The sequence below is a fragment of the Polynucleobacter sp. TUM22923 genome, from assembly GCF_030295705.1.
GTDB lineage: Bacteria > Pseudomonadota > Gammaproteobacteria > Burkholderiales > Burkholderiaceae > Polynucleobacter.
Map to the genome: position 1 here is coordinate 1,428,824 of NZ_AP027274.1, position 19,868 is coordinate 1,448,691.

Consider the following 19,868-nt stretch of genomic DNA (forward strand, 5'->3'; position numbering starts at 1 on the left):
GCTGCAGGCGTAATAGTGACTACACCAAAGCTCGGATTAGCTATGGTGTAGTTCGATGCTATGCCATTGCCATTTGCCAGGGTAGCGGCATTAAGACCAACTAAGGTAGCAGAGCCTACGTTAGGGCCACTTAAAGAACCGCTTGTGCCAGGGTAATCATCCCCTTTTTAACCTAAGCTAAAAGTAGAGGCTGGTACTGCAATTGCTAGTTTTTGTTTAGGAGTAATTCCTCCTAAACCCATATTGGGTCTTTCGTGATTGTAGGTCCACATCCAGTGGGTTGCAAAATCTTGTACTTCATCAATCGATTCAAAGAGGTATTGATTAAGCCAGTCATATCTCACCGTACGGTTATAGCGTTCAATATAGGCATTTTGTTGTGGCTTACCTGGTTGGATGTAACTCATCTCTATCTGATGTTTAGCAGCCCATACAGTCAGGATGTTTCCTACGAGTTCGGGGCCATTGTCACAACGTATTTTTAAGGGCTTGCCACGCCATTCAATGATTTGATCGAGTGACCGGATCACTCGTACTGCGGGCATGGAAAAATCAATATCAATGGCCAAGGCCTCTCGATTAAAGTCATCGATCACATTAAAAAGGCGGATGGTTCTGCCGTCGTGCAACTGATCATGCATAAAATCAATCGACCAAGTGTCATTAATGCCTTGGGGTACAGCTAGTGGTAAAGGCTTTTCCCGAACCAAGCGTTTATGGGGTTTGATGCGTAAATTGAGCTCTAGTTCCTTATAGATCCGATAAACCCGTTTGTGATTCCATTTAAATCCCTTCACGTTACGCAAGAACAGGTAGCAAAGACCAAAGCCCCAGTTACGTTGATTGTGAGTAAGACGAACCAGCCAATCGGCAATGAGGGCATTGTCAGTCGACAGCTTGGGGCTATAGTGATAGCAGGTCTGGCTAATGACAAAGGTGTCGCACGCTAAGCGGATGCTCATACGACCCTTTTTTACTTCTTGGCTGGCCATCTCGCGGCGGCGAGATGGCCGAGTTACTTTTTTTGCAGAACTTCCTTTAAGACATCCGCCTGGAGTTGGACTTCGGCGTACATCTTCTTTAGGCGGGCATTTTCAAGCTCTAACTCTTTAACGCGGGACATCATAGAAGCATCCATACCGCCGTATTTAGAGCGCCACTTATAGAAGCTAGCAACGCTAATATTGTGCTCACGGCACAGTTCTGGGGCTGGCACGCCAGATTCGGCTTGTTTGAGGATGGCCATGATTTGGCTATCGGTAAATCGGGAGGTCTTCATAGAATTTCCTTTAAATCAAACTACATAGAAATTCTACTTTTAAATCAAGTTAAGCTAGGGGATGATTACCAAAGCAATTGTTAGGGAAATTAAAGTCGATTTAGCTGTCATCATCAGTCTGTAGTGAGGTAGTTAATTTATTAAAAGTAATGCTAATAATGTAAAGAATGTCAGCTCTTTGGGAAACTAGCCCTAGGGCTAATCAATCAATCTTGGACAAAAGGTAGAGTGAGTCGAAATAGAGCGCCACCGCCAGGCGCCTCCGCATAGTTAATATGTCCGCCATGGCGAGACACTATGTACCTACAAAGCCACAGACCTAGACCCATACCGCTTGGCTTATTACTTTCACCCAATAACTCGAATAGCTGCGAGCTTTTTTGAGCATCAATCCCCGGACCATTATCAGCAACCAGTAACTCCACCCCGTTGTTTACGTTAAGGCTTTGAATTTGGATCGTCTTAGACGAGCTAGTCGATCCTGAAAGACCCTGTATCGCATTATTAATGAGGTTTAAAAGTACTTGTAAGACTTCACTGCGATTTATATTCACTCTATTGCTTGAATCCAGCTTCAAAATCACTTGTATATTTTTTTCCTGCATTTCTGGTCTGGTAATCCTTAAGACCGATTCGATTAACTCATTAATATCACTTTTTTCAACTCTGATTTTGCTCTCAGAAAAGATCGATTTAAGTGATTGAATAATATTGGCAGCACGCTGATTGTCTGCTAAAAGCGCAGCAAGTATTTCTTGATTCTGCTCTGGCGTTAAAGACCTCTCCATTAATTTCTTTTGCAAAAATTGAATATTGAGCTGAGAGGCCCCTAAAGGTTGATTGAGCTCATGGGCAATAGAGGCAGACAAAGCTCCAGTAGATGCCGTTTTATTCAATTTTAGAAGTGACCGAATAAGGCATTCACGCTCTAATAAAAGTGCTTTGATTTCTTGGTTTTCATCCAAAATTTTTACATTTGATAAAACCATAAGCTCAGTCCAGTAGGCTCCTATAGCAATATACGCTAGGGTATTCATGACCAATTGTGCGATCGTAAAAAATACTAATATCTGCGGCACCTCACCTATAGTCTGAATTGAATATGAGTTCATGGAGAGTATTACGATTCGCCCGATTGAAAAAAATAACTCCGCACCAGTCACATATTGCAAATAAGTAAGCTGTAGATAAGGCGCTGAATTTCTCTTTAGTTTTAACTGAAAAATTTGCAATGCATAAAACAATGCCGCTATGACGCACAGGAAAGTAGTGCGCAATTCAAAACTACTGCTGATGCGCATCCACTCAAAGATGATGATGAAAACCACAGTCGACGAGATAGCGGTAGTTTTGATGTTTCTTGAAATAGGCGTATTCAGCGACCAGCAAAAAAGCAACTGCAGGGTTCCGCTAATATAAAAAAGGCTGTTTGCGATAGTAAAGTTAAATTCCGGTTTAACTGCACCCGATTGATTGGCTAATATGCCGATACCAAAAATAGTCAACCCCAAAACATTGGCTGTCAAAGATCCCATCCAATAGGGGCTAGGCTTATTTAGATTTTCTGTTTTGTAAGAACGAAAAAAGCCCGCTAATAGGCCAAATTGGATGGCAGCTAAAATAAAGAAATAGAGGGCAAGTAAAGGCTTCACAGACTCTATCCTACAACGGCTACGCCCCACAAGATCTGGGAAGGTGCTTTATCGGGTCATAGCTGGTTATCCTGCTGGACTGAAAGAGGCTGCTATACATTTTTATATTTAATATAAGTAATACAATTGCTGTCAAATGCTGAAAATTTGGCATTTTTTACACTTACATCACCCCGTACCCATTTTTTGAGTACTTTATATATTAGGATTTCTACCCTCATGAAAAAAATCATCATTGCTGTTGTATTAGTTGCTATCGCCATTGCAGCCTACGTTATATTGACTAAGCCAAAAGAGCCTGTTGCCGCTATTGCAGCTCAAGAAGCAGCCCTACTTTACGATGGCGAAGTTACTAAAATTGATGTGGCTACACGTACTGTAACCCTCAAAAATAAAGATGGTGAGAGTTCTATTGTTGCCGGTCCAGAAGTAAAAAACTTTGCCGAAATCAAAGTGGGTGATCGCTTTGATGTAGTTTACGAACTCGCTGTTGCAGTAGAGTTGCTCAAGGTAAAAAATCCTGGTGCGCCAAGTGAGCAAGTAACTACTAGTACTGCTACAGCCCCTCAGGGCGACAAACCAGGCATGGTCACAACTAATACGATTACTGCCGTTGCTAACGTTGAGTCTATTGATACAGTTAAAAATATTGTTTCTCTAAAAGGTCCTCAAGGTAACGTTTTCCAAGTAAAGGTGAAAAATCCTGAGCTTATGAAAGACATTGCTGTTAACGACCAAGTTAAAGTGGTCTACATTGAGGCGATTGCTGCTGTTGTCAGTACACCTGCTCCTAAGAAGTAAGTAACAAATCCAGGTCACTGGAAAATCAAAGCCCCCACTATTGCTAGTGGGGGCTTTTTTCTGATAGGCCCGCTAGGATTTAAACTTGAGGCGCTTGTTAGTCACCCTGACGCTTTAAGTCTCGATAAAAATTCTCATGCTGGCCCAATGTTAGTAACTTGATACTTTCTGTATCCACAATTCGATATGCTAATAAACATTGCTGCTGAGATAGTCTAAATTTATAAACATATACCCCTAGCAAGTCTCCAACTTTTGCTTCACCAATAGCAGGATCTTGGCAGATAAGTTTGAGCGCAGCATCTAACGCTAACTTTTGTGGGGTATGCAGTTGTTTAATGGCCTTTGCAAAAGTGGCCGTTACCAGTAAGCGCATTAACTAAAAACGTACTCACCAACAACTGACTCTTGATCAGCAATCAAGATCTCGCGAATTAAGGAGAATGATAAGTCTGGGTTCTCTTGGGCGATCTTACCAATTTGTGACCAATACTCAATCTGCTTGGGTACTGAGCGATGCTCAACACTTCCAAACACTTTAGCTTGCTGAACAAGGTTTTCTGATAATTTCACATTTATAGACATGATGGATCTCCATTTATAGGTTCCATTATAGTTCTATAAGTTCCTTTTTGGAACCTATGTGTATCTTTACCCCATTAGTAATCCCCCTGGGCTTCTTAGATAGTCTTTGCATCCACTGACGACCCACTTGTTGGCAACCTTGCAGCTAAATTACCCCACGACATTGCGCGCGCTCTCGCTCAAGCGAGGTCAGAATTCGATTGAGGTGTAGATGATGATTAGTTTCGGGAATCAATCAAGGAATTTGGGATGGCAGACCATTGCAACTAGTGACGTTCAAAAAATATCCCCCACTATCACTAGCGAAGGCTTTCTTTTATGGTGAGTCCACCAAGACTCGAGCCTGGAGTCCAAAAATTTAAAAATCTAAAAATTATCAGAACAAGTGCTTAAAGAAGGCTGTATGAATTTCAAGAAATTATTCTGTAAAGTTGCCGATATGCGTTGAAATATAGAGTGATTTAAAGCGCTGGCATCAAATCAACAAATCCAATCAGTGTATTTAGATGTGGGTTACTATCGATGAAATAATTTTTGATTAATTCTGTTGATAATCTAAAGGACAAATGAAGTCAATCGTCTTGTTTGGTCATGGAGCCCGTGATGCCCGATGGAGAGAGCCCTTTGATAGGCTGGCTGCACTCTGGAAAGCTCAGCACCCGAATACACCAGTTACACTAGCTTTTTTAGAGATGATGCAGCCTAGCCTAGAAGAGGCAATCGCCTCTCAAGTTTTTGCTGGTGCCAATGAGGTGGTGATAGTGCCCATTTTTTTCGGACAAGGTGGTCATTTACGAAATGACTTCCCTGTTTTGCTCAACGCCTGCAGAGAAAAATTTCCTGGACTCACTTTAAGCACGACGCCTGCGGTCGGTGAGGACGATGCTGTCTTGCAAGCCATCGTTGATTTCAGTGCTAGGGCACTGTAAGTAAGCATCTAGTTGCCCTGTATTTTTTAGGGCTTCGCCAACCATAATTAGGGCAGGTGAAGCGCTGTTAAACCAGTCATTTGCTTTGCCATTGGCCATCTCACCCAAAGTGCTTGACCAATGACGCTGATTTTTGGTGCTAACCGCTTCGAGAATGTGCACTGGCGTTGCACTGGTCTTTTGTGAGTCGCCCTCGATTAACTGTTTGGCAATCCCACTAGCATCTTTACGGCCCATGTAATAAACCAAAGTATCAGCAGTAGGATGTTGATCGGGCTTATTTTCCTGTTCGATTGCGTCATTATCACTGTCGCTAGCTTTAGCTAAAGTGATAAAGGCAACACTTCTACTGATGCCGCGCAAGGTCAGTGATTGCTGAATAGCGGCTGCACCAGCAAGAGCAGCGGTAATTCCGGGGACTACTTCAACCTCTATGTGGCTTTTTTTCAGTGCCTGAATTTCTTCATCTGCACGCCCAAACATCATCGGATCGCCACCTTTGAGCCTAACAACGATTTGATGACGCTGCGCTGCATCAGTTAAGCGTTTATTAATGAACAGCTGTGCTGAGGATAACTTGCCACAGCGTTTACCTACCGATACTTTAATCGCATTAGGGCAAAACTCGAACATCTCTTGATCAACTAAAGCATCATAAAAAACAATATCCGCTTTTTCTAAGATTCTAGCGCCGCGAACCGTAATAAGGTCTGCCGCACCAGGACCGGCGCCAACCAAATAGACTTTACCCAAAACAGATGACGGCTTCATGGAATTCATATGAAAGCTGACGAATCATTTGTCACTGTGGCTCGCTGATCACGCCAACTGTTTTGCGTGACTACCGAAAAAAGACTAAATTGCTTTAGTGCGAGATTTAGATTTTGGTCCTCACGTAATTCAAAAGCATCAAAGCCAGCTCTTGAGCCCTGCAGGAGCTGATCAACCAAGACATCGCCGACAGCACGAATCTCAGACTGCCAATGAAAACGCGCTCTCAACAAGGCTGCAGTGCTAAAGCTTCTTCCATCCCGAAATATGGGGAAGTGTGCGCCAACAACAGGCCAAATGGATCTTCCTGCTTCAATGACTTCAATCTGATTCAATATATCGTCATCCGCAGCAAACCACACTCCAACTTCGCCCTTTGCCACTCTCTCTGATACATCTGCACTTTGATGATTCCCAAGATCATGCTCAAGCCACCAATGAAATGGCACTAAGACCTTTAATAGACCATTTTCCAAGTCGGCCATTTTAGGCAAGACAGCAACAGTGCCGTCGCTTGATTGGCCTCCATCCCAGACATGCCATTCATTAGGAATGAGAGAAGGTGCTTTACCTTTGGGGAAAGAAATAATCTGTTTGTTCATGTTTTGTTATTTTTGTATCGGTACTTTTGATGCCTATACTGAGTTCTTTTGATCTACTTTCTGCTTATCTTTACTGCGAGAGTTCCGATAGGCAGGCTCTTTAAAAGCATCCATACCTAGTCTGCGATACGTTTCTATAAAGAGTTCATCCTCAGTTCTATGCTCTACATAAGTATTGATCAGGCTAGCCACTACATCTGGAATTTCATTAGCCCCAAAAGAAGGTCCAATCACTTTGCCGATAGAGGCTTGGTTGCCTTGCTCACCGCCTAAGGTAATTTGATACCACTCTTCACCATCCTTATCAACACCGAGAACACCAATATTGCCAACGTGATGGTGTCCGCAAGAGTTAATACAGCCAGAGATATTTAACGTGATATCTCTTAGGTCATGTAAATAATCTAAGTCATCAAAGCGCTCCTGAATAGCTTTTGCAATCGGGAGTGACTTGGCGTTGGCTAATGAGCAGAAATCGCCACCAGGGCACGCAATAATATCGGTCAATAAACCAATATTGGATAGAACAAGATTGTGATTTTTAGCGGCGCGCCATAAATGAAGTAATTCAGTTTGCTCAACATCCGCTAAAACTAAGTTCTGCTCATGAGTTACCCGTAATTCACCAAAGCTATATTGCTCAGCCAAATCTGCAATAGCATTCATTTGAGCACTGGTTGCGTCGCCAGGTGCGGCAGTGCCATGGGGTTTGAGCGACAGAACGACCGAGGCATAGCCAGGCACTTGATGAGGCCTTAAATTGCGCTCTAACCAGCGAGTAAATGCGACTCTCTCATTGGCGTCCAGTTTTGGTTCGACAAAGGACTGAAGTTCGGCCCTAGTTAATGCCGGTAAGTTTTTATAGGAAGGCCTGGTAAAGTGCTGAGCAACGCGATTCCATTCCGCCTGAGTGAAATTATCTTTGCTTGGCGCCTCCTTAGAATGGAGTTGTGCCCACTCACTTTCTACCTGCCGTGAAAACTCTTCCGGACCTAATGCTTTCACTAATATTTTGATGCGTGCTTTATATATATTGTCTCTTCTGCCAAAGCGGTTATACACACGCAACAATGCCGTGAGATAGCTTGGCAGTAATTGCCATGGCACATTCTTTTTTATCAAGGAACCCAGAATTGGAGTGCGCCCCATACCACCGCCCGCATAAATATCTGCCGTAAGTGCACCATCTTGAACATTGGGATCTTTTTTTAACTCAATGCCAACGTCATGGCACAGAAGCACTGTGCGGTCTTCTTTGGCGCCATTAATAGCAAATTTAAACTTGCGTGGTAAATAGGCAAACTCAGGGTGCAGCGTTGACCATTGACGCAGTAATTCACAGATGGGCCTTGGGTCGACGTATTCATCATCTGCAACACCAGCAAAAGCATCGCTCGTGATATTGCGAATGCAATTGCCAGATGTCTGGATGGCATGCATTTCTACTTGAGCTAGTTCAGCCAAGATCTCAGGCGTTTTTTCTAATTCAATCCAGTTAAATTGAATATTTTGACGAGTAGTGAAGTGGCCGTAACCTCGATCATGTTTGTCGGCAATCAATGCGAGAGTCCGTAATTGCTTGGCACTGAGAAGACCATAGGGAATAGCCACTCGCAACATATAGGCATGGCGTTGGTAATAAAGGCCATTTTGGAGTCTTAGGGGGCGAAACTCTTCTTCAGGCAGGCTGCCATCTAAGCGTCTGGCTACCTGATCACGAAATTGGGCAACCCGCTCGTCTACTAAGGTTTGATCTATGTGGTCATATTTGTACATTGACTCACATTGTCTGCGTACATTGATATTTCTACAAATAATAAAACGTTACTTCTATATACGTAAAAAAGTATATAGAAGCGAGCTACTACCCACTTATAGGCCTTCAATTCAAATCTTTGGGTCTATTGATCGTTTGATAGCGCCTAGAGGAAACTAGATTTATATAGATGGTTGAAATGCGGCATCAGGCCCAAAATGGCATCCGCTGTACCTTGATAGCGCTTTAAATAATGACCTAGGTACCACTTACTGCTCGGATCATGCCGGCAGCTACCGTGTGATTTGTCACCTCATCAATCAAAATGAATGAACCTGTACTTTGAGATTGAGTGAATAGATCGGTTGCGATAGGGTTTTGTAAGACTAATTCAATGCGTCCAATTTCATTAGTAGAGAGGCTACTAGCACTACTTTTCTGAGATAAAGTAAGAATATCCAAGACTTGCACAATGGCCTTCACTTTTGCAACGACAGTATTACTAGTATTGCGTAATGCATATTTACGACTTAAAGATAAGGGCTCATTATCCAGCCAACAAATATCAGCCGATAGATGCTTTGTTACAACGGGGGGATTAGGATCATCGGCGCTTATAAAAAGACATCCGCGTGAGACATCTATATCTTCATTTAATTCAATAGCGAGAGACTGACCGCTGTGCCCAACATCCACCGTATTGTCATGATCAGCGCCACCTGAATAAGGCTGATTACTCAGGTAGATACGTGCAACAGTAGCATCTAAGCTTCCCGGCATGACTCTGATTTTCTGACCTTTTTTTACACTACCCGACTCTACTTGGCCAAGATAACCTCGAAAATTATTCGAGTCACTGCCATCTTGCCGAGCAATAAGCTGCACCGGAAATCGAAGGGCGGTCGTTTCAGAATAGGGTGTGGTGTCTACGCTTTCCAACCACTTGAGTAATATAGGGCCTTGATACCAAGACATGTCTAGACTCTGATTTACCACGTTGGCGCCTGACAAAGCCGATATCGGGATCAAGGTCGGCGCTGAAAGACCGATCTTTTGAGCTAGATCCTCAATCGCACTCGTGATTGCATTAAAAACTGACTGATCAAATTGCACAAGATCCATCTTATTTATGGCAAATACGACATGCCTTAATCCCAATAGATGAACGATGGCAGTATGGCGTTTAGTTTGCGCTAACAAGGTTGCCGGAAATGTATTCAAATCAATGCGGGTGGCATCAACCAAAATAACGGCAATGTCAGACTGAGATGCGCCCGTTACTAAATTACGGGTGTATTGCTCATGGCCCGGGGCATCAGCCACAATAAATTTACGATTGGGAGTAGAAAAATATCGATAAGCAACATCAATAGTAATCCCCTGCTCACGCTCAGCTTCAAGTCCATCAGTGAGAAGAGCCAGATCAATGCCGGCATCTGAAGAAGTGACACGTGCATATTTTGTCTTAGATACCGACTCTAGTTGGTCTACCAAAATAGATTTAGTGTCGTACAGTAAACGTCCAATTAAAGTACTTTTTCCATCATCGACGCTTCCTGCAGTAATAAAGCGGATCACATTCGAACGAAGTTGAGAATGAATGATAGTGTGAGCTTGAGTTTGAGTGTCTTTATTCATTAAAAATAGCCTTCTTTTTTGCGACGCTCCATTGAAGCTTCATTTGCCTGATCATCCATCCGTGTTGCGCCACGTTCGGTAATGTCAGTTACTGCAGTTTCGGCAATGATGTCTATTGGTGTTTTCGCTTCACTCAAAACAGGACAGGTACAGCTGATATCCCCTACTGTTCTAAAGCGTACACTCAAGATTTCACTGACATCTTCTGGCGCTTTAGGGGTGATGTCAGTAACAGGAACAAGTAGCGCATTTTTCCTGACGACCTCACGTTGGTGGGTGTAATAAATGCTAGGCAGATCTAACGCCTCTCGAGCAATATATTGCCAAATGTCTAATTCGGTCCAATTTGAGATCGGAAATACACGCATGTTTTCCCCTTGGGAGATGCGTGCGTTGTAAAGATTCCAGAGTTCAGGTCTTTGTGCTTTTGGGTCCCATTGGCCGAACTCATCACGAAAAGAGAAGATGCGCTCTTTTGCTCTCGCTTTTTCCTCATCTCTCCGAGCGCCCCCCATCAGACCATCAAACTGATGTGCAGCAATCACCTCTAATAACGTGACCGCTTGAGCAGCATTACGAGAATCCGTTGGTTTTCGCAGACGGACCGTCCCCTTCTGAATGGACTCCTCTACGCTTCCTACAATCAATTTGACGCCCGTTTTTTTGACTACTGCATCGCGATAAGCAATCACCTCAGGAAAATTATGGCCCGTATCAATGTGCACAATTGGAAAGGGTAATTTAACCGGACGATTTCCAAATTGAAATGCTTTACGTGCCAGATGAAACATCACGATAGAGTCTTTTCCGCCGGAAAATAACATCGCTGGATTGGCGCACTGCGCAATCACCTCACGAATAATATAAATCGACTCAGCCTCCAGCCAAGTAAGGTGGTCATTTAATAGCCAATTTTTCTGTATATCAGACATACGCCTTACTCGTTAAAGATGCCTTGTTGATGGGATTAGGGCTGGACATGCAGTCCACACTCTTTGCTGCCACTTTGTAACCACCACCAGCGACCCGCTCGAAGATCCTCCCCCTTTTTAACTGCCCGAGTACAGGGCTCACACCCAATACTGGGATATCCCCTGAGATGCAAGGGATGAATCGGTACCTGCTCTTGTTGGATATAGGCCCATATCTCACTTTCAGCCCAATCAAAAAGAGGATTGAATTTAGTGATACCTCGAGCATCATCCAATTCTTCAAAGTTGAGCTCTACTCGCGTACTGGATTGCTCACGACGTTGGCCGGTCAACCAAGCATCCGCTCCCATTAAGGCAGTAGTCAGAGGCTTTACTTTACGAACCCCACAACACGCTTTTTTTGCCTCTTCGCTATCGTAAAAGCCATTTAGACCATATTGATTTACAAATAGCGCTACGTTAGATTCTTGTGGATATACGCTCTGAATTTGGATTTGATAATGGTCTTCAGTTGTTTTGATGAAGTCTATTGTCTCCTGATGGAGTCGCCCAGTATGTAGAGTGAATAATTTGATTTCTATAGAAGATTCAATAATCGCATCCATTAGCACCATATCCTCAGCCGCTAAGCTCGTTGCAAAACGCACATCAGAGAAGCGCTGAGTAATGCTTAGTAGGCGCTGTTTGAGTACTGTAGCTTTATTTTTCAGGTCATCAGTACTCAGAGTACTTGCTGGTATGGACCATAGTGTTGTTGTCATCATGCAGTAAGAAGCTTTATTCCAACTAAAAACAAGGTCGTAGCCAGAGTGGCCCGAATAACCCGCTCAGGCAGAGTGCTTGATAATTTCGCTCCCAGCCAAATAGCGGGTATCGATCCAATTAACAGCCCTAAAAGCAAATCAAAATCTACATTACCTAACCACCAGTGGCCCAATGCAGAAAGCGTAGTTAGTGGCACTGCGTAGGCAATATCAGTTCCAGCAACCTCAGCTGCAGTTAACTTAGGATAGAGAAGCAAAATTAAAGTGGCGCCAATGGCGCCAGCACCAATCGATGAAATAGTAACCAATACCCCAATGACTGCACCCACTATTACGGTGGAAACTTTTAAGCTCATTCCCTCTAATAGGGACTGCGGATTCTTTTTGGACCAACTTAGAATTTTATTTCTCAATAAGAGCGATACCGCTGTGAGTACTACGGAGATGCCGATACAAATGCGCATTAGATGATTTGCATCATCGGAAATGGGACCAAAATATTTCAAAGCAATCACGGACAATGCTGCTGTCGGAATACTCCCAAGGCACAGAAGAGCAACAATATTCCAGTGTATGTTTTGATGAAAGCGGTGAGCAACGGTACCAAAGCCCTTAGTAATGGCCGCAAAGGCTAGATCGGTTCCGACCGCTGCAGCTGGAGAAACACCGAAAATAAGCGTAAGCAAAGGGGTCATTAACGACCCTCCACCAACGCCTGTCATACCAACGAGCAAACCCACTAGCGCGCCAGCGACAATAAATGGCGTGTGATCAAGAAAAAACTGCATTCCGGGTATTTTTTCGCCTAAGCGAAGGATTCTTCAAGCTCTTGAAATTTAATGGAGTCCATTAAAAATAGAATTCTGCGTTGAATACTTTTTCGCTCTACGGCATTTTCATGATCGAGTTGATCATGTTGGCGAAGTAATTGAGTTATGACGGGGTTGTAGAACGCTCGAATTGGTGACATTTGATTTCCTGTGATCTGGCTTGGAAGTCAATGTATCAAGTTATTTATATATCCACAAGAAATATAAAGCGATATGTTAATTACTTTTAGCTATATAGAAATGCCAACTCTACTTTTTTCACCAAGTAATTCTTCAAGGATATATACCGCTACATCTTGTAATACTCAAAAGAGAAAACCCTCACTATCACTAGTGAGGGTTTGCTTTTATGGTGGGCCCACCAGGACTTGAACCTGGGACCAAAGGATTATGAGTCCTCTGCTCTAACCAACTGAGCTATGGGCCCGTTAGTCTTTGGATCAATCTTCTTCTAAGAAGGTCTTGAGTTTGTCACTACGGCTAGGATGACGCATCTTTCTCAAAGCCTTGGCTTCAATCTGACGAATACGCTCACGCGTAACATCAAACTGCTTACCTACTTCTTCCAGAGTATGGTCTGTACTCATTTCTACACCAAAGCGCATGCGCAATACTTTAGCTTCGCGCGGTGTTAATGAATCCAATACATCCTTCACAACGTCACGCATAGACTCATGCAGGGCTGCTTCGGCCGGAGCTAATGTATTACTGTCTTCAATGAAATCACCTAAGTTCGAATCAGCATCATCGCCAATAGGGGTTTCCATCGAGATGGGCTCTTTAGCAATCTTCATGATCTTACGAATCTTGTCCTCAGGAATTTCCATCTTGAGGGCTAGAGTTGCAGCATCAGGCTCATGACCAGTCTCTTGCAAAATCTGACGACTAATACGATTCATTTTGTTAATCGTTTCAATCATGTGCACTGGAATACGAATCGTACGTGCCTGATCGGCAATAGAGCGGGTAATCGCTTGACGAATCCACCAAGTAGCATAGGTAGAGAACTTATAGCCACGGCGATATTCAAACTTATCTACCGCTTTCATTAAACCGATATTGCCCTCTTGGATCAAATCCAAGAACTGCAAGCCACGGTTAGTGTATTTCTTAGCAATCGAAATTACCAAACGTAAGTTAGCTACCGTCATTTCACGCTTTGCTTCACGAGTACGCTTTTCACCAGCAGCCATTCGCTTATTGACTTCTTTTAATTCTGGCAAAGGCAACACTACGCGGATGTGCATATCAATTAACTTTTGCTGAAGTTCTTGAATTGCGGGTACATTACGCTGCAATAAAGCAGTGTAAGGCTTATTCTCTTTCAGTAACTTTGTAGTCCACTCGAGATTCATCGACATCTTTGGAAAATCTTTCAAGACATCACCACGATTAACGCCAATCTTGTCTACCAATATGCTGACGATACCGCGTTCCAGCTTCCATACCTGATCTACTTGGGAGCGCATCGTGTCACATAATTTCTCGACACTCTTGGCTGTTAAACGGAAACCCAATAGCTCATTCAGAATCAATTCTTGTGCCTTGATGTAAGCAGGGCAGTTATAACCATCCTTCTCAAATGCACGGCGCATCTTTTCGGATTGCGTGCGAATAATTGCAAACTTCTCTAAGGAGATTTGCTTGAGCTCTTCTAGCTGTTTTGCATTTACAGCAGCGGCACCAACGCCGCCATCATCTTCCTCTTCACCCTCTTCGCCGGTCTCTTCTGCGTCTGGGTCTACTTCTGGCACTTCTGGTCCAAGCTTAATATCTTCTGCATTTGGATCCACTAAACCATCAACAAATTGGTCAATCTCGATCTCACCAGAAATAATCTTATCCACATTAGCAAGAATTTCACCAATAGTGACAGGACAAGCACCTAAGGACATCACCATTTCTTTTAGACCCGCTTCAATCTTCTTCGCAATGACGATCTCGCCTTCGCGAGTCAGAAGGTCTACTGTACCCATCTCACGCATATACATGCGCACTGGATCAGTGGTGCGTCCGAACTCGGAGTCAACGGTTGACAGAGCAGCTTCAGCCTCTTCTTCCGCCTCTTCTTCTGTTGCTCCGCCAGAGGCGTTCTCATTGAGCAATAGTGTTTCCGCATCAGGCGCTTGCTCGTAAATCGTGATATTAATATCGCTTAATAAGCTAATTAACGTCTCCAATGCTTCGGAGTCTGACAGCTCGTCAGACATCACGTCGTTCATCTCACCATGGGTTAAATACCCTTGTGATTTACCCATCTTGATTAACTTCTTCAGACGAGTACGGCGTAACTCTTGCTGCTCTTCTGAGCCCAGCTTCTGCTCTTCAAATTCTTTTAATAGTGCCTTTTCTTTTGCCTTACGCTCGCGCGCTTTTTGGCGATCAGTTAATACGGGCTCAGCATTCTCTACTGGAGCATCCGCTTTTAATTTACGACCTTTTTTAGTCTCTTCAACTACAACACCTTCAATAACTTCCATTGCTGCTTTGGCCTCTTTAACTACTTTCGTTGGTTTAGGTGCCTTAGGTTCTTTAGCAAGCTTCTCAACCACTGCCTTAGCAACGCTTACCGTTGCTGCTTTTTTGATTGGCTCTGGTTTGACTGGCTTTGCTACCTTTACCAAAGGCTTCGTATTTGACTTTGCTGCTGGCTTTACTGGTGCTTTAGCGGCCTTAGCTACAGCCTTAACTGCAGCCTTAGCCGGAGCCTTTGCTTTTGCAACTGGCTTTGTAGCTGGCTTTGTAGCAGCCTTAATTATTTTGACTGGCGCCTTAGCCTTTACTGCTGACTTTGTAGCTGACTTCGCTACTGACTTAGTAACTGGCTTAGTAACTGACTTAACTGCTGACTTAGCAGGTACTTTTGCTTTTGCCACCGGTTTTGCTGGTGTCTTTGCTTTCGCTTTCAACACTGGCTTTACTAATGCTTTGGCTTTGGATTTAGCAACGGGTTTTGCTGGGGCCTTCGCTTTTGCTACCGGCTTTGCTTTAACTGCTGGCTTTGTGGCCTTAACAGGTTTAGCTGGTGCTTTTGCAGCGGATTTAACTGGTTTTTTCTTAGTATTAGGCATTTATTAGCGCTTACTCACGTTGCTGATGATTGATCTCGACTGATGGTATCCAGCCACTGTGTTCACTTGCCCCAAATTTCTTCAAAATAAAGCGCAAGTGGCTGAATTAAATCGGTTTTTTCCTGGGAATAGAGGATTATAGTCGAATCTGACTTTTCACTCCCTACTTACTCTATAAATATGGGGTAAATTTCCGGTATTTCTAGGGTTAAATCAGAAAATTCCTATGAGAATTTCAATCTTTCGCCTAACTCGCGATATCGAGCCCGATCTTGGTCGGAAGCGGTACTACCAGCGATCTTTTGTGCGATCTCCGTCATTTCGGTTTTAAGCTGAGTTAACTCAAGCTTTTTAAATGCCCCATCCAAATCCGCAGTCGCACCCTCGAGCTCTAGATCAGAGCCCATTACCCGCTTGCGCAGTACCTCATACAAAGGGGCAAGATTACTGCGAGAAAGTTGATCTTGAAAAAGAGCAAAGGCTCCTGCACCTACGGTAGGTGGCTTACCATTTTCACTAGGAATGAGCTCCACTAAATCGCATTGAGTCAATAAGTCTTGCATTAGAGCCAAGGCTTTTTCAGAGCGCAGTGCTGATGCTTTTAAAGCCAATGTTCGTTGATCTGGAGTGAGTGCTTTTCCTAGATGCGGAAACTGAATTAAGACCCGCAACATCTGCTCTGCTAAATCTGTTGGCGCTTGTGGTGGTGCAATATTCAAAGTGGCTACTCTTTTAGCGGAGCCCTTGGATGCCTGCCAAGGCGCGCCTTGAGTGCGATTATTGACGTTGACTTGATGAAAGCTTGGAGCGCGTTGATTGTTACTGGAATAAGCACCTTGTTGCACCGGAGCAGGAACTATGGTCAGACCACAAAAAGATTCAAGCTCTGCAGGGGTAGAGTTTGTGCGTAGCGCGAGCTCACGCAGAATTTGCGTACGTAGCGCGATTGGCGGCATTGATAGTAACAGCGGTTTTGCAGCATGATGGGTTTGCGCCCTACCCTCTGGCGTAGTGAGCTCATGCTCCTGACTGACGATCTTAAAAAAGAAGCTTGATAAAGACATTGCCTCTTTAATTACTTTTTCAAAAGCGGGGGCACCGTATGTCCTGACATAACTATCAGGGTCATGTTCCGTCGGTAAAAAGAGAAAGCGAATTTCTTTATCGTCAGACATCAGTGGCAAACAAGCCTCCAAGGCACGCTGTGCTGCGCGTTGTCCTGCTGAGTCACCATCAAATGAAAAAACAATCCGATCTGCTTGACGCAATAACATCCGCACGTGATTAGCAGTGCAAGCCGTACCTAATGTAGCTACCGCATTTGGAAAACCGAGTTGGGCTAGGGCAACAACGTCCATATACCCTTCGCACACCAGCACATATTCTTGAGCACGAATAGCTTGTCTAGCTTCGAATAGTCCGTAGAGCGTATTGCCTTTTGAGAACAGCGGTGTTTCTGGTGAATTTAAATATTTAGGTTCACCTTGATCTAGGATGCGACCACCAAAACCAATCGTCTGACCCTTGGGGTTACGAATCGGAAACATGATGCGATCCCGAAAACGATCATAGCGGCGTGCCGTTGCATTACCTTCAGTCTGTTCACTTTGGATCAGCAAACCCCCTTCTAATAGGTTTTTCGCCACTTCATCATTGGCATAGGTACCAAAGACAGCTTCAAGTCCTTGCCAGCCATCTGGCGCGTAACCTAATGCATAGCGCTTGGCGACCTCACCAGTCAGACCACGACCCTTGAGATAGTCAACGGCACGTGTGGCGCCCTTTAGTTGCTGGCGATACCAATCTGCAGCGCTACTCATGACTTCACTTAAAGCCATCGTTTGCTGTTGACGAGCAACATCATTTGCAGTGCGCTCTTCGCGTGGAACGTCTAAACCTGCGGAGCGAGCTAAATCTTCAATCGCATCCACATAGCCCAGCCCCGAATACTCCATCAAGAAACTAATGGCAGAGCCATGGGCTCCACAACCAAAGCAGTGATAAAACTGCTTAGTAGGCGACACTGAAAATGAGGGTGATTTTTCTGCATGAAAGGGGCACAAACCCTGAAAATTCGCGCCCGCTTTTTTTAACTTCACGTACTGCCCAACAATCTCCACAATATCAACCCGATTTAAAAGGTCAGCGATGAAGGATTGTGGGATGAGTGCCATGGTGGTGAATAAGGACTTGTTAGTCTGCCTATCTACTTACGAATCTGCTTATGAATCTGCTTATGAATCTGCTTATGAATCTGATTGTTGATCTGATTGCTGGTCTGATTACTGAGCGAGTGCTGCTTTTACTAAACCAGATACTTTACCCATATCCGCCTTACCAGCGAGCTGAGGCTTCAGGACACCGATCACTTTACCCATATCTTGCGGGCCCGTAGCGCCAGTAGATGCCACAGCAGCAGCTACAGCCGCTTCGACTTCTGTATCGGATAATTGTGCTGGTAAGTAGGCTTGCAAAACAATCATTTCAGCAGCCTCAATCGCGACTAGATCATCGCGCCCTGCTTTTTCAAACTGAGAGATGGAATCTTTGCGTTGCTTAATCATCTTCTCTACTGTGGAAACTACGCCAGCATCATCGACTACGATGCGCTCATCTACTTCACGTTGCTTAATAGCGGACAGTAATAAACGAATCGTGCCAAGTCGCGCAGTTTCTTTTGCGCGCATTGCATTCTTCATATCTTCAGTAACTTGATCTCTGAGGCCCATCGCATTGACTCCCTATTAATTAAACGCTGTGTGCACATCATTATTGTGCATTGAGTAGTTGGCTTTTGCAGCACAACTTAAAAAGCAAAAACCCGCTGCGTTTCACCGTCAGCGGGTTTCAAAGCAGCTCGGTGAGGAGCGCTTTTAAATGCGTTTAGAACAGCTTTTTAGGCAACATCTGACTGCGGATACGCTTGTAGTGGCGCTTAGCAGCGGCAGCCTTCTTACGCTTACGCTCAGCCGTTGGCTTCTCGTAAAACTCGCGGGCACGCAAGTCGGTCAATAGGCCATTTTTTTCAATGGTGCGCTTGAAACGGCGTAATGCCACTTCAAAAGGTTCGTTTTCACGGAGGCGGACTGTAGTCATACTTGTTTAACTCGTATATGCTCGAAAAAGATCGATTAATTAACTGAATCACGGATTCTAGCACGACAAAGTAAAAAATGATTGTTTTAGGTATAGAAACTTCGTGTGACGAGACGGGCTTAGCCCTCTACGACACCACCCCATGGGAAAACGGTGCTCCAGCTCATCAGGGCATCCTAGGGCAGGCGCTGCACACGCAAATGGCCATGCACCGAGAATATGGCGGTGTGGTCCCTGAGCTGGCCTCCAGAGACCATATTCGACGGGTCTTGCCCTTACTAGAAGAAACACTCAAGCAAGCCCAATGCCAGTTGAGCGCGATTCATGCAGTGGCCTATACCCAAGGCCCCGGATTAGCTGGCGCGCTCTTAGTGGGGAGTACTTTTGCCAAGTCATTAGCCCAAGGACTACGCCTCCCCACGATCGGCATTCACCATCTAGAAGGGCATTTGCTATCTCCATTATTGGGTGAGTCCGCACCCCAATTTCCCTTCATTGCTTTATTGGTTTCTGGGGGGCACACCCAGTTGATGCTGGTTAGCGGGGTTGGTAAGTACCAACTTTTGGGTGAAACTTTAGATGACGCAGCCGGAGAGGCGTTCGATAAAACAGCCAAATTACTCGGCCTGGATTACCCCGGCGGTGCCGCTATTTCTGCGTTAGCAGAAAAGGGGCAATCTGGACGCTTTGAACTTCCCAAACCGATGCTGCACTCAAAAGATTTAGATTTCTCCTTTTCTGGGCTCAAGACAGCCGTCCTGACTCAGGTGAAAAAATTTGAAGCAAGCGGTGGCGCAACAGATCAATCTGCGTTGGCAAGCTTTCATGCAGATCTAGCCAGAAGTTTTGTAGATTCTTTGGTGGCAGTTTTAGTGAGTAAATCAGAAAAGGCCCTCAAGCAAACCGGCTGCAAACACCTCGTACTTGCTGGTGGTGTTGGGGCAAACAAACAATTACGCAGCGCTTTAACTATCAGCGGCAAAAAGAATCATTTTGAAGTGCACTACCCGCCCATAGAGCTATGCACCGATAACGGTGTGATGATTGCTTTTGCTGGTGCCTTGCGCATGCTAGAAAGCAATAATGGCTCCACCACATCCGGCGCTTTTGATATCAAACCCCGATGGAATTTAGCTAGTAACAACTTAAGCTAGGTGGCTAG

Annotated in this window: 20 protein-coding genes and 1 tRNA gene; 4 read left to right on the plus strand and 17 right to left on the minus strand. The window is 44.4% G+C overall.

Going from position 1 to position 19,868, the window contains the following annotated elements:
- Positions 1-167: 167 nt before the first annotated feature.
- Both QUD86_RS07340 and QUD86_RS07345 read right to left on the minus strand, forming a co-directional pair.
- A protein-coding gene (locus tag QUD86_RS07340) for an IS3 family transposase (protein ID WP_286296203.1) occupies positions 168-1,279 on the minus strand; the annotation gives its coding sequence in 2 pieces (ribosomal slippage) (positions 168-1,030 and positions 1,030-1,279; 1,113 coding nt in all).
- A gap of 206 nt (positions 1,280-1,485) precedes the next feature.
- On the minus strand, positions 1,486-2,931 hold the full coding sequence (locus tag QUD86_RS07345) for a sensor histidine kinase (RefSeq protein ID WP_286296304.1): 1,446 nt from the start codon (positions 2,929-2,931) through the stop codon (positions 1,486-1,488).
- Between the two features lie 219 nt (positions 2,932-3,150).
- Between QUD86_RS07345 and QUD86_RS07350 the strand changes: the two genes are divergently transcribed.
- A complete protein-coding gene (locus tag QUD86_RS07350) occupies positions 3,151-3,732 on the plus strand; it encodes a hypothetical protein (RefSeq protein ID WP_286296305.1) in 582 nt (193 codons plus the stop codon).
- Positions 3,733-3,829: 97 nt separating this feature from the next.
- Here the strand turns inward: QUD86_RS07350 and QUD86_RS07355 are convergent, their stop codons facing one another.
- Together QUD86_RS07355 and QUD86_RS07360 are read right to left on the minus strand one after the other, a co-directional pair.
- Positions 3,830-4,108: a type II toxin-antitoxin system RelE/ParE family toxin gene (locus tag QUD86_RS07355; protein WP_286296306.1), complete on the minus strand. Its 279-nt coding sequence runs from the start codon at positions 4,106-4,108 to the stop codon at positions 3,830-3,832.
- On the minus strand, positions 4,108-4,317 hold the full coding sequence (locus tag QUD86_RS07360; RefSeq protein ID WP_286296307.1) for a TA system antitoxin ParD family protein: 210 nt from the start codon (positions 4,315-4,317) through the stop codon (positions 4,108-4,110). The genes QUD86_RS07355 and QUD86_RS07360 overlap by 1 nt, the downstream gene beginning before the upstream one ends.
- Before the next feature lie 566 nt (positions 4,318-4,883).
- On the opposite strand from QUD86_RS07360, the gene QUD86_RS07365 reads away from it, so the two are divergent.
- A complete protein-coding gene (locus QUD86_RS07365; RefSeq protein ID WP_286296309.1) occupies positions 4,884-5,246 on the plus strand; it encodes a sirohydrochlorin chelatase in 363 nt (120 codons plus the stop codon).
- On the opposite strand, the gene cobA is transcribed toward QUD86_RS07365, so the two are convergent.
- From cobA to rpoD, 10 genes are all read right to left on the minus strand, one after another.
- Complete coding sequence (cobA, locus tag QUD86_RS07370; RefSeq protein ID WP_286298711.1) at positions 5,169-5,999, minus strand: uroporphyrinogen-III C-methyltransferase; 831 nt, start codon at positions 5,997-5,999, stop codon at positions 5,169-5,171. The genes QUD86_RS07365 and cobA overlap by 78 nt on opposite strands.
- Positions 6,000-6,022: 23 nt before the next feature.
- Positions 6,023-6,619, minus strand: a complete 597-nt coding sequence (locus QUD86_RS07375; protein WP_286296310.1) for a DUF934 domain-containing protein — start codon at positions 6,617-6,619, stop codon at positions 6,023-6,025.
- A gap of 33 nt (positions 6,620-6,652) precedes the next feature.
- On the minus strand, positions 6,653-8,395 hold the full coding sequence (locus QUD86_RS07380) for a nitrite/sulfite reductase (protein WP_286296312.1): 1,743 nt from the start codon (positions 8,393-8,395) through the stop codon (positions 6,653-6,655).
- Between the two features lie 238 nt (positions 8,396-8,633).
- Complete coding sequence (locus QUD86_RS07385) at positions 8,634-10,013, minus strand: sulfate adenylyltransferase subunit 1 (protein ID WP_286296314.1); 1,380 nt, start codon at positions 10,011-10,013, stop codon at positions 8,634-8,636.
- On the minus strand, positions 10,013-10,945 hold the full coding sequence (gene cysD / locus QUD86_RS07390; protein WP_286296315.1) for a sulfate adenylyltransferase subunit CysD: 933 nt from the start codon (positions 10,943-10,945) through the stop codon (positions 10,013-10,015). Before cysD ends, QUD86_RS07385 begins: the two co-directional genes overlap by 1 nt.
- A gap of 35 nt (positions 10,946-10,980) precedes the next feature.
- A complete protein-coding gene (locus QUD86_RS07395) occupies positions 10,981-11,709 on the minus strand; it encodes a phosphoadenylyl-sulfate reductase (protein WP_286296316.1) in 729 nt (242 codons plus the stop codon).
- Positions 11,706-12,497, minus strand: a complete 792-nt coding sequence (locus QUD86_RS07400; RefSeq protein ID WP_286296317.1) for a sulfite exporter TauE/SafE family protein — start codon at positions 12,495-12,497, stop codon at positions 11,706-11,708. The genes QUD86_RS07395 and QUD86_RS07400 overlap by 4 nt, the downstream gene beginning before the upstream one ends.
- A gap of 17 nt (positions 12,498-12,514) precedes the next feature.
- The gene (locus QUD86_RS07405; protein WP_286296318.1) at positions 12,515-12,679 is read right to left on the minus strand and encodes a hypothetical protein; all 165 of its coding nucleotides are present in this window, start codon (positions 12,677-12,679) and stop codon (positions 12,515-12,517) included.
- Positions 12,680-12,889: 210 nt separating this feature from the next.
- Positions 12,890-12,966, minus strand: a tRNA-Ile gene (locus tag QUD86_RS07410).
- Positions 12,967-12,979: 13 nt separating this feature from the next.
- A complete protein-coding gene (rpoD, locus tag QUD86_RS07415; protein ID WP_286296319.1) occupies positions 12,980-15,019 on the minus strand; it encodes an RNA polymerase sigma factor RpoD in 2,040 nt (679 codons plus the stop codon).
- A 7-nt stretch (positions 15,020-15,026) separates the two neighbouring features.
- Here rpoD and QUD86_RS07420 point away from each other — a divergent pair, with 7 nt between their 5' ends.
- Positions 15,027-15,617, plus strand: a complete 591-nt coding sequence (locus tag QUD86_RS07420) for a hypothetical protein (RefSeq protein ID WP_286296320.1) — start codon at positions 15,027-15,029, stop codon at positions 15,615-15,617.
- Positions 15,618-15,834: 217 nt separating this feature from the next.
- Here QUD86_RS07420 and dnaG read toward each other — a convergent pair whose 3' ends face one another.
- The 3 genes from dnaG to rpsU form a co-directional block, all read right to left on the minus strand.
- Positions 15,835-17,784: a DNA primase gene (dnaG, locus tag QUD86_RS07425; protein WP_286296321.1), complete on the minus strand. Its 1,950-nt coding sequence runs from the start codon at positions 17,782-17,784 to the stop codon at positions 15,835-15,837.
- A 108-nt stretch (positions 17,785-17,892) separates the two neighbouring features.
- On the minus strand, positions 17,893-18,339 hold the full coding sequence (locus QUD86_RS07430; RefSeq protein WP_286296322.1) for a GatB/YqeY domain-containing protein: 447 nt from the start codon (positions 18,337-18,339) through the stop codon (positions 17,893-17,895).
- A 154-nt stretch (positions 18,340-18,493) separates the two neighbouring features.
- The gene (gene rpsU / locus QUD86_RS07435) at positions 18,494-18,706 is read right to left on the minus strand and encodes a 30S ribosomal protein S21 (protein ID WP_100379615.1); all 213 of its coding nucleotides are present in this window, start codon (positions 18,704-18,706) and stop codon (positions 18,494-18,496) included.
- Between the two features lie 77 nt (positions 18,707-18,783).
- On the opposite strand from rpsU, the gene tsaD reads away from it, so the two are divergent.
- Entirely contained in the window at positions 18,784-19,860 is a 1,077-nt protein-coding gene (gene tsaD / locus QUD86_RS07440; RefSeq protein ID WP_286296324.1) for a tRNA (adenosine(37)-N6)-threonylcarbamoyltransferase complex transferase subunit TsaD, read from the plus strand.
- Positions 19,861-19,868 lie beyond the last annotated feature (8 nt).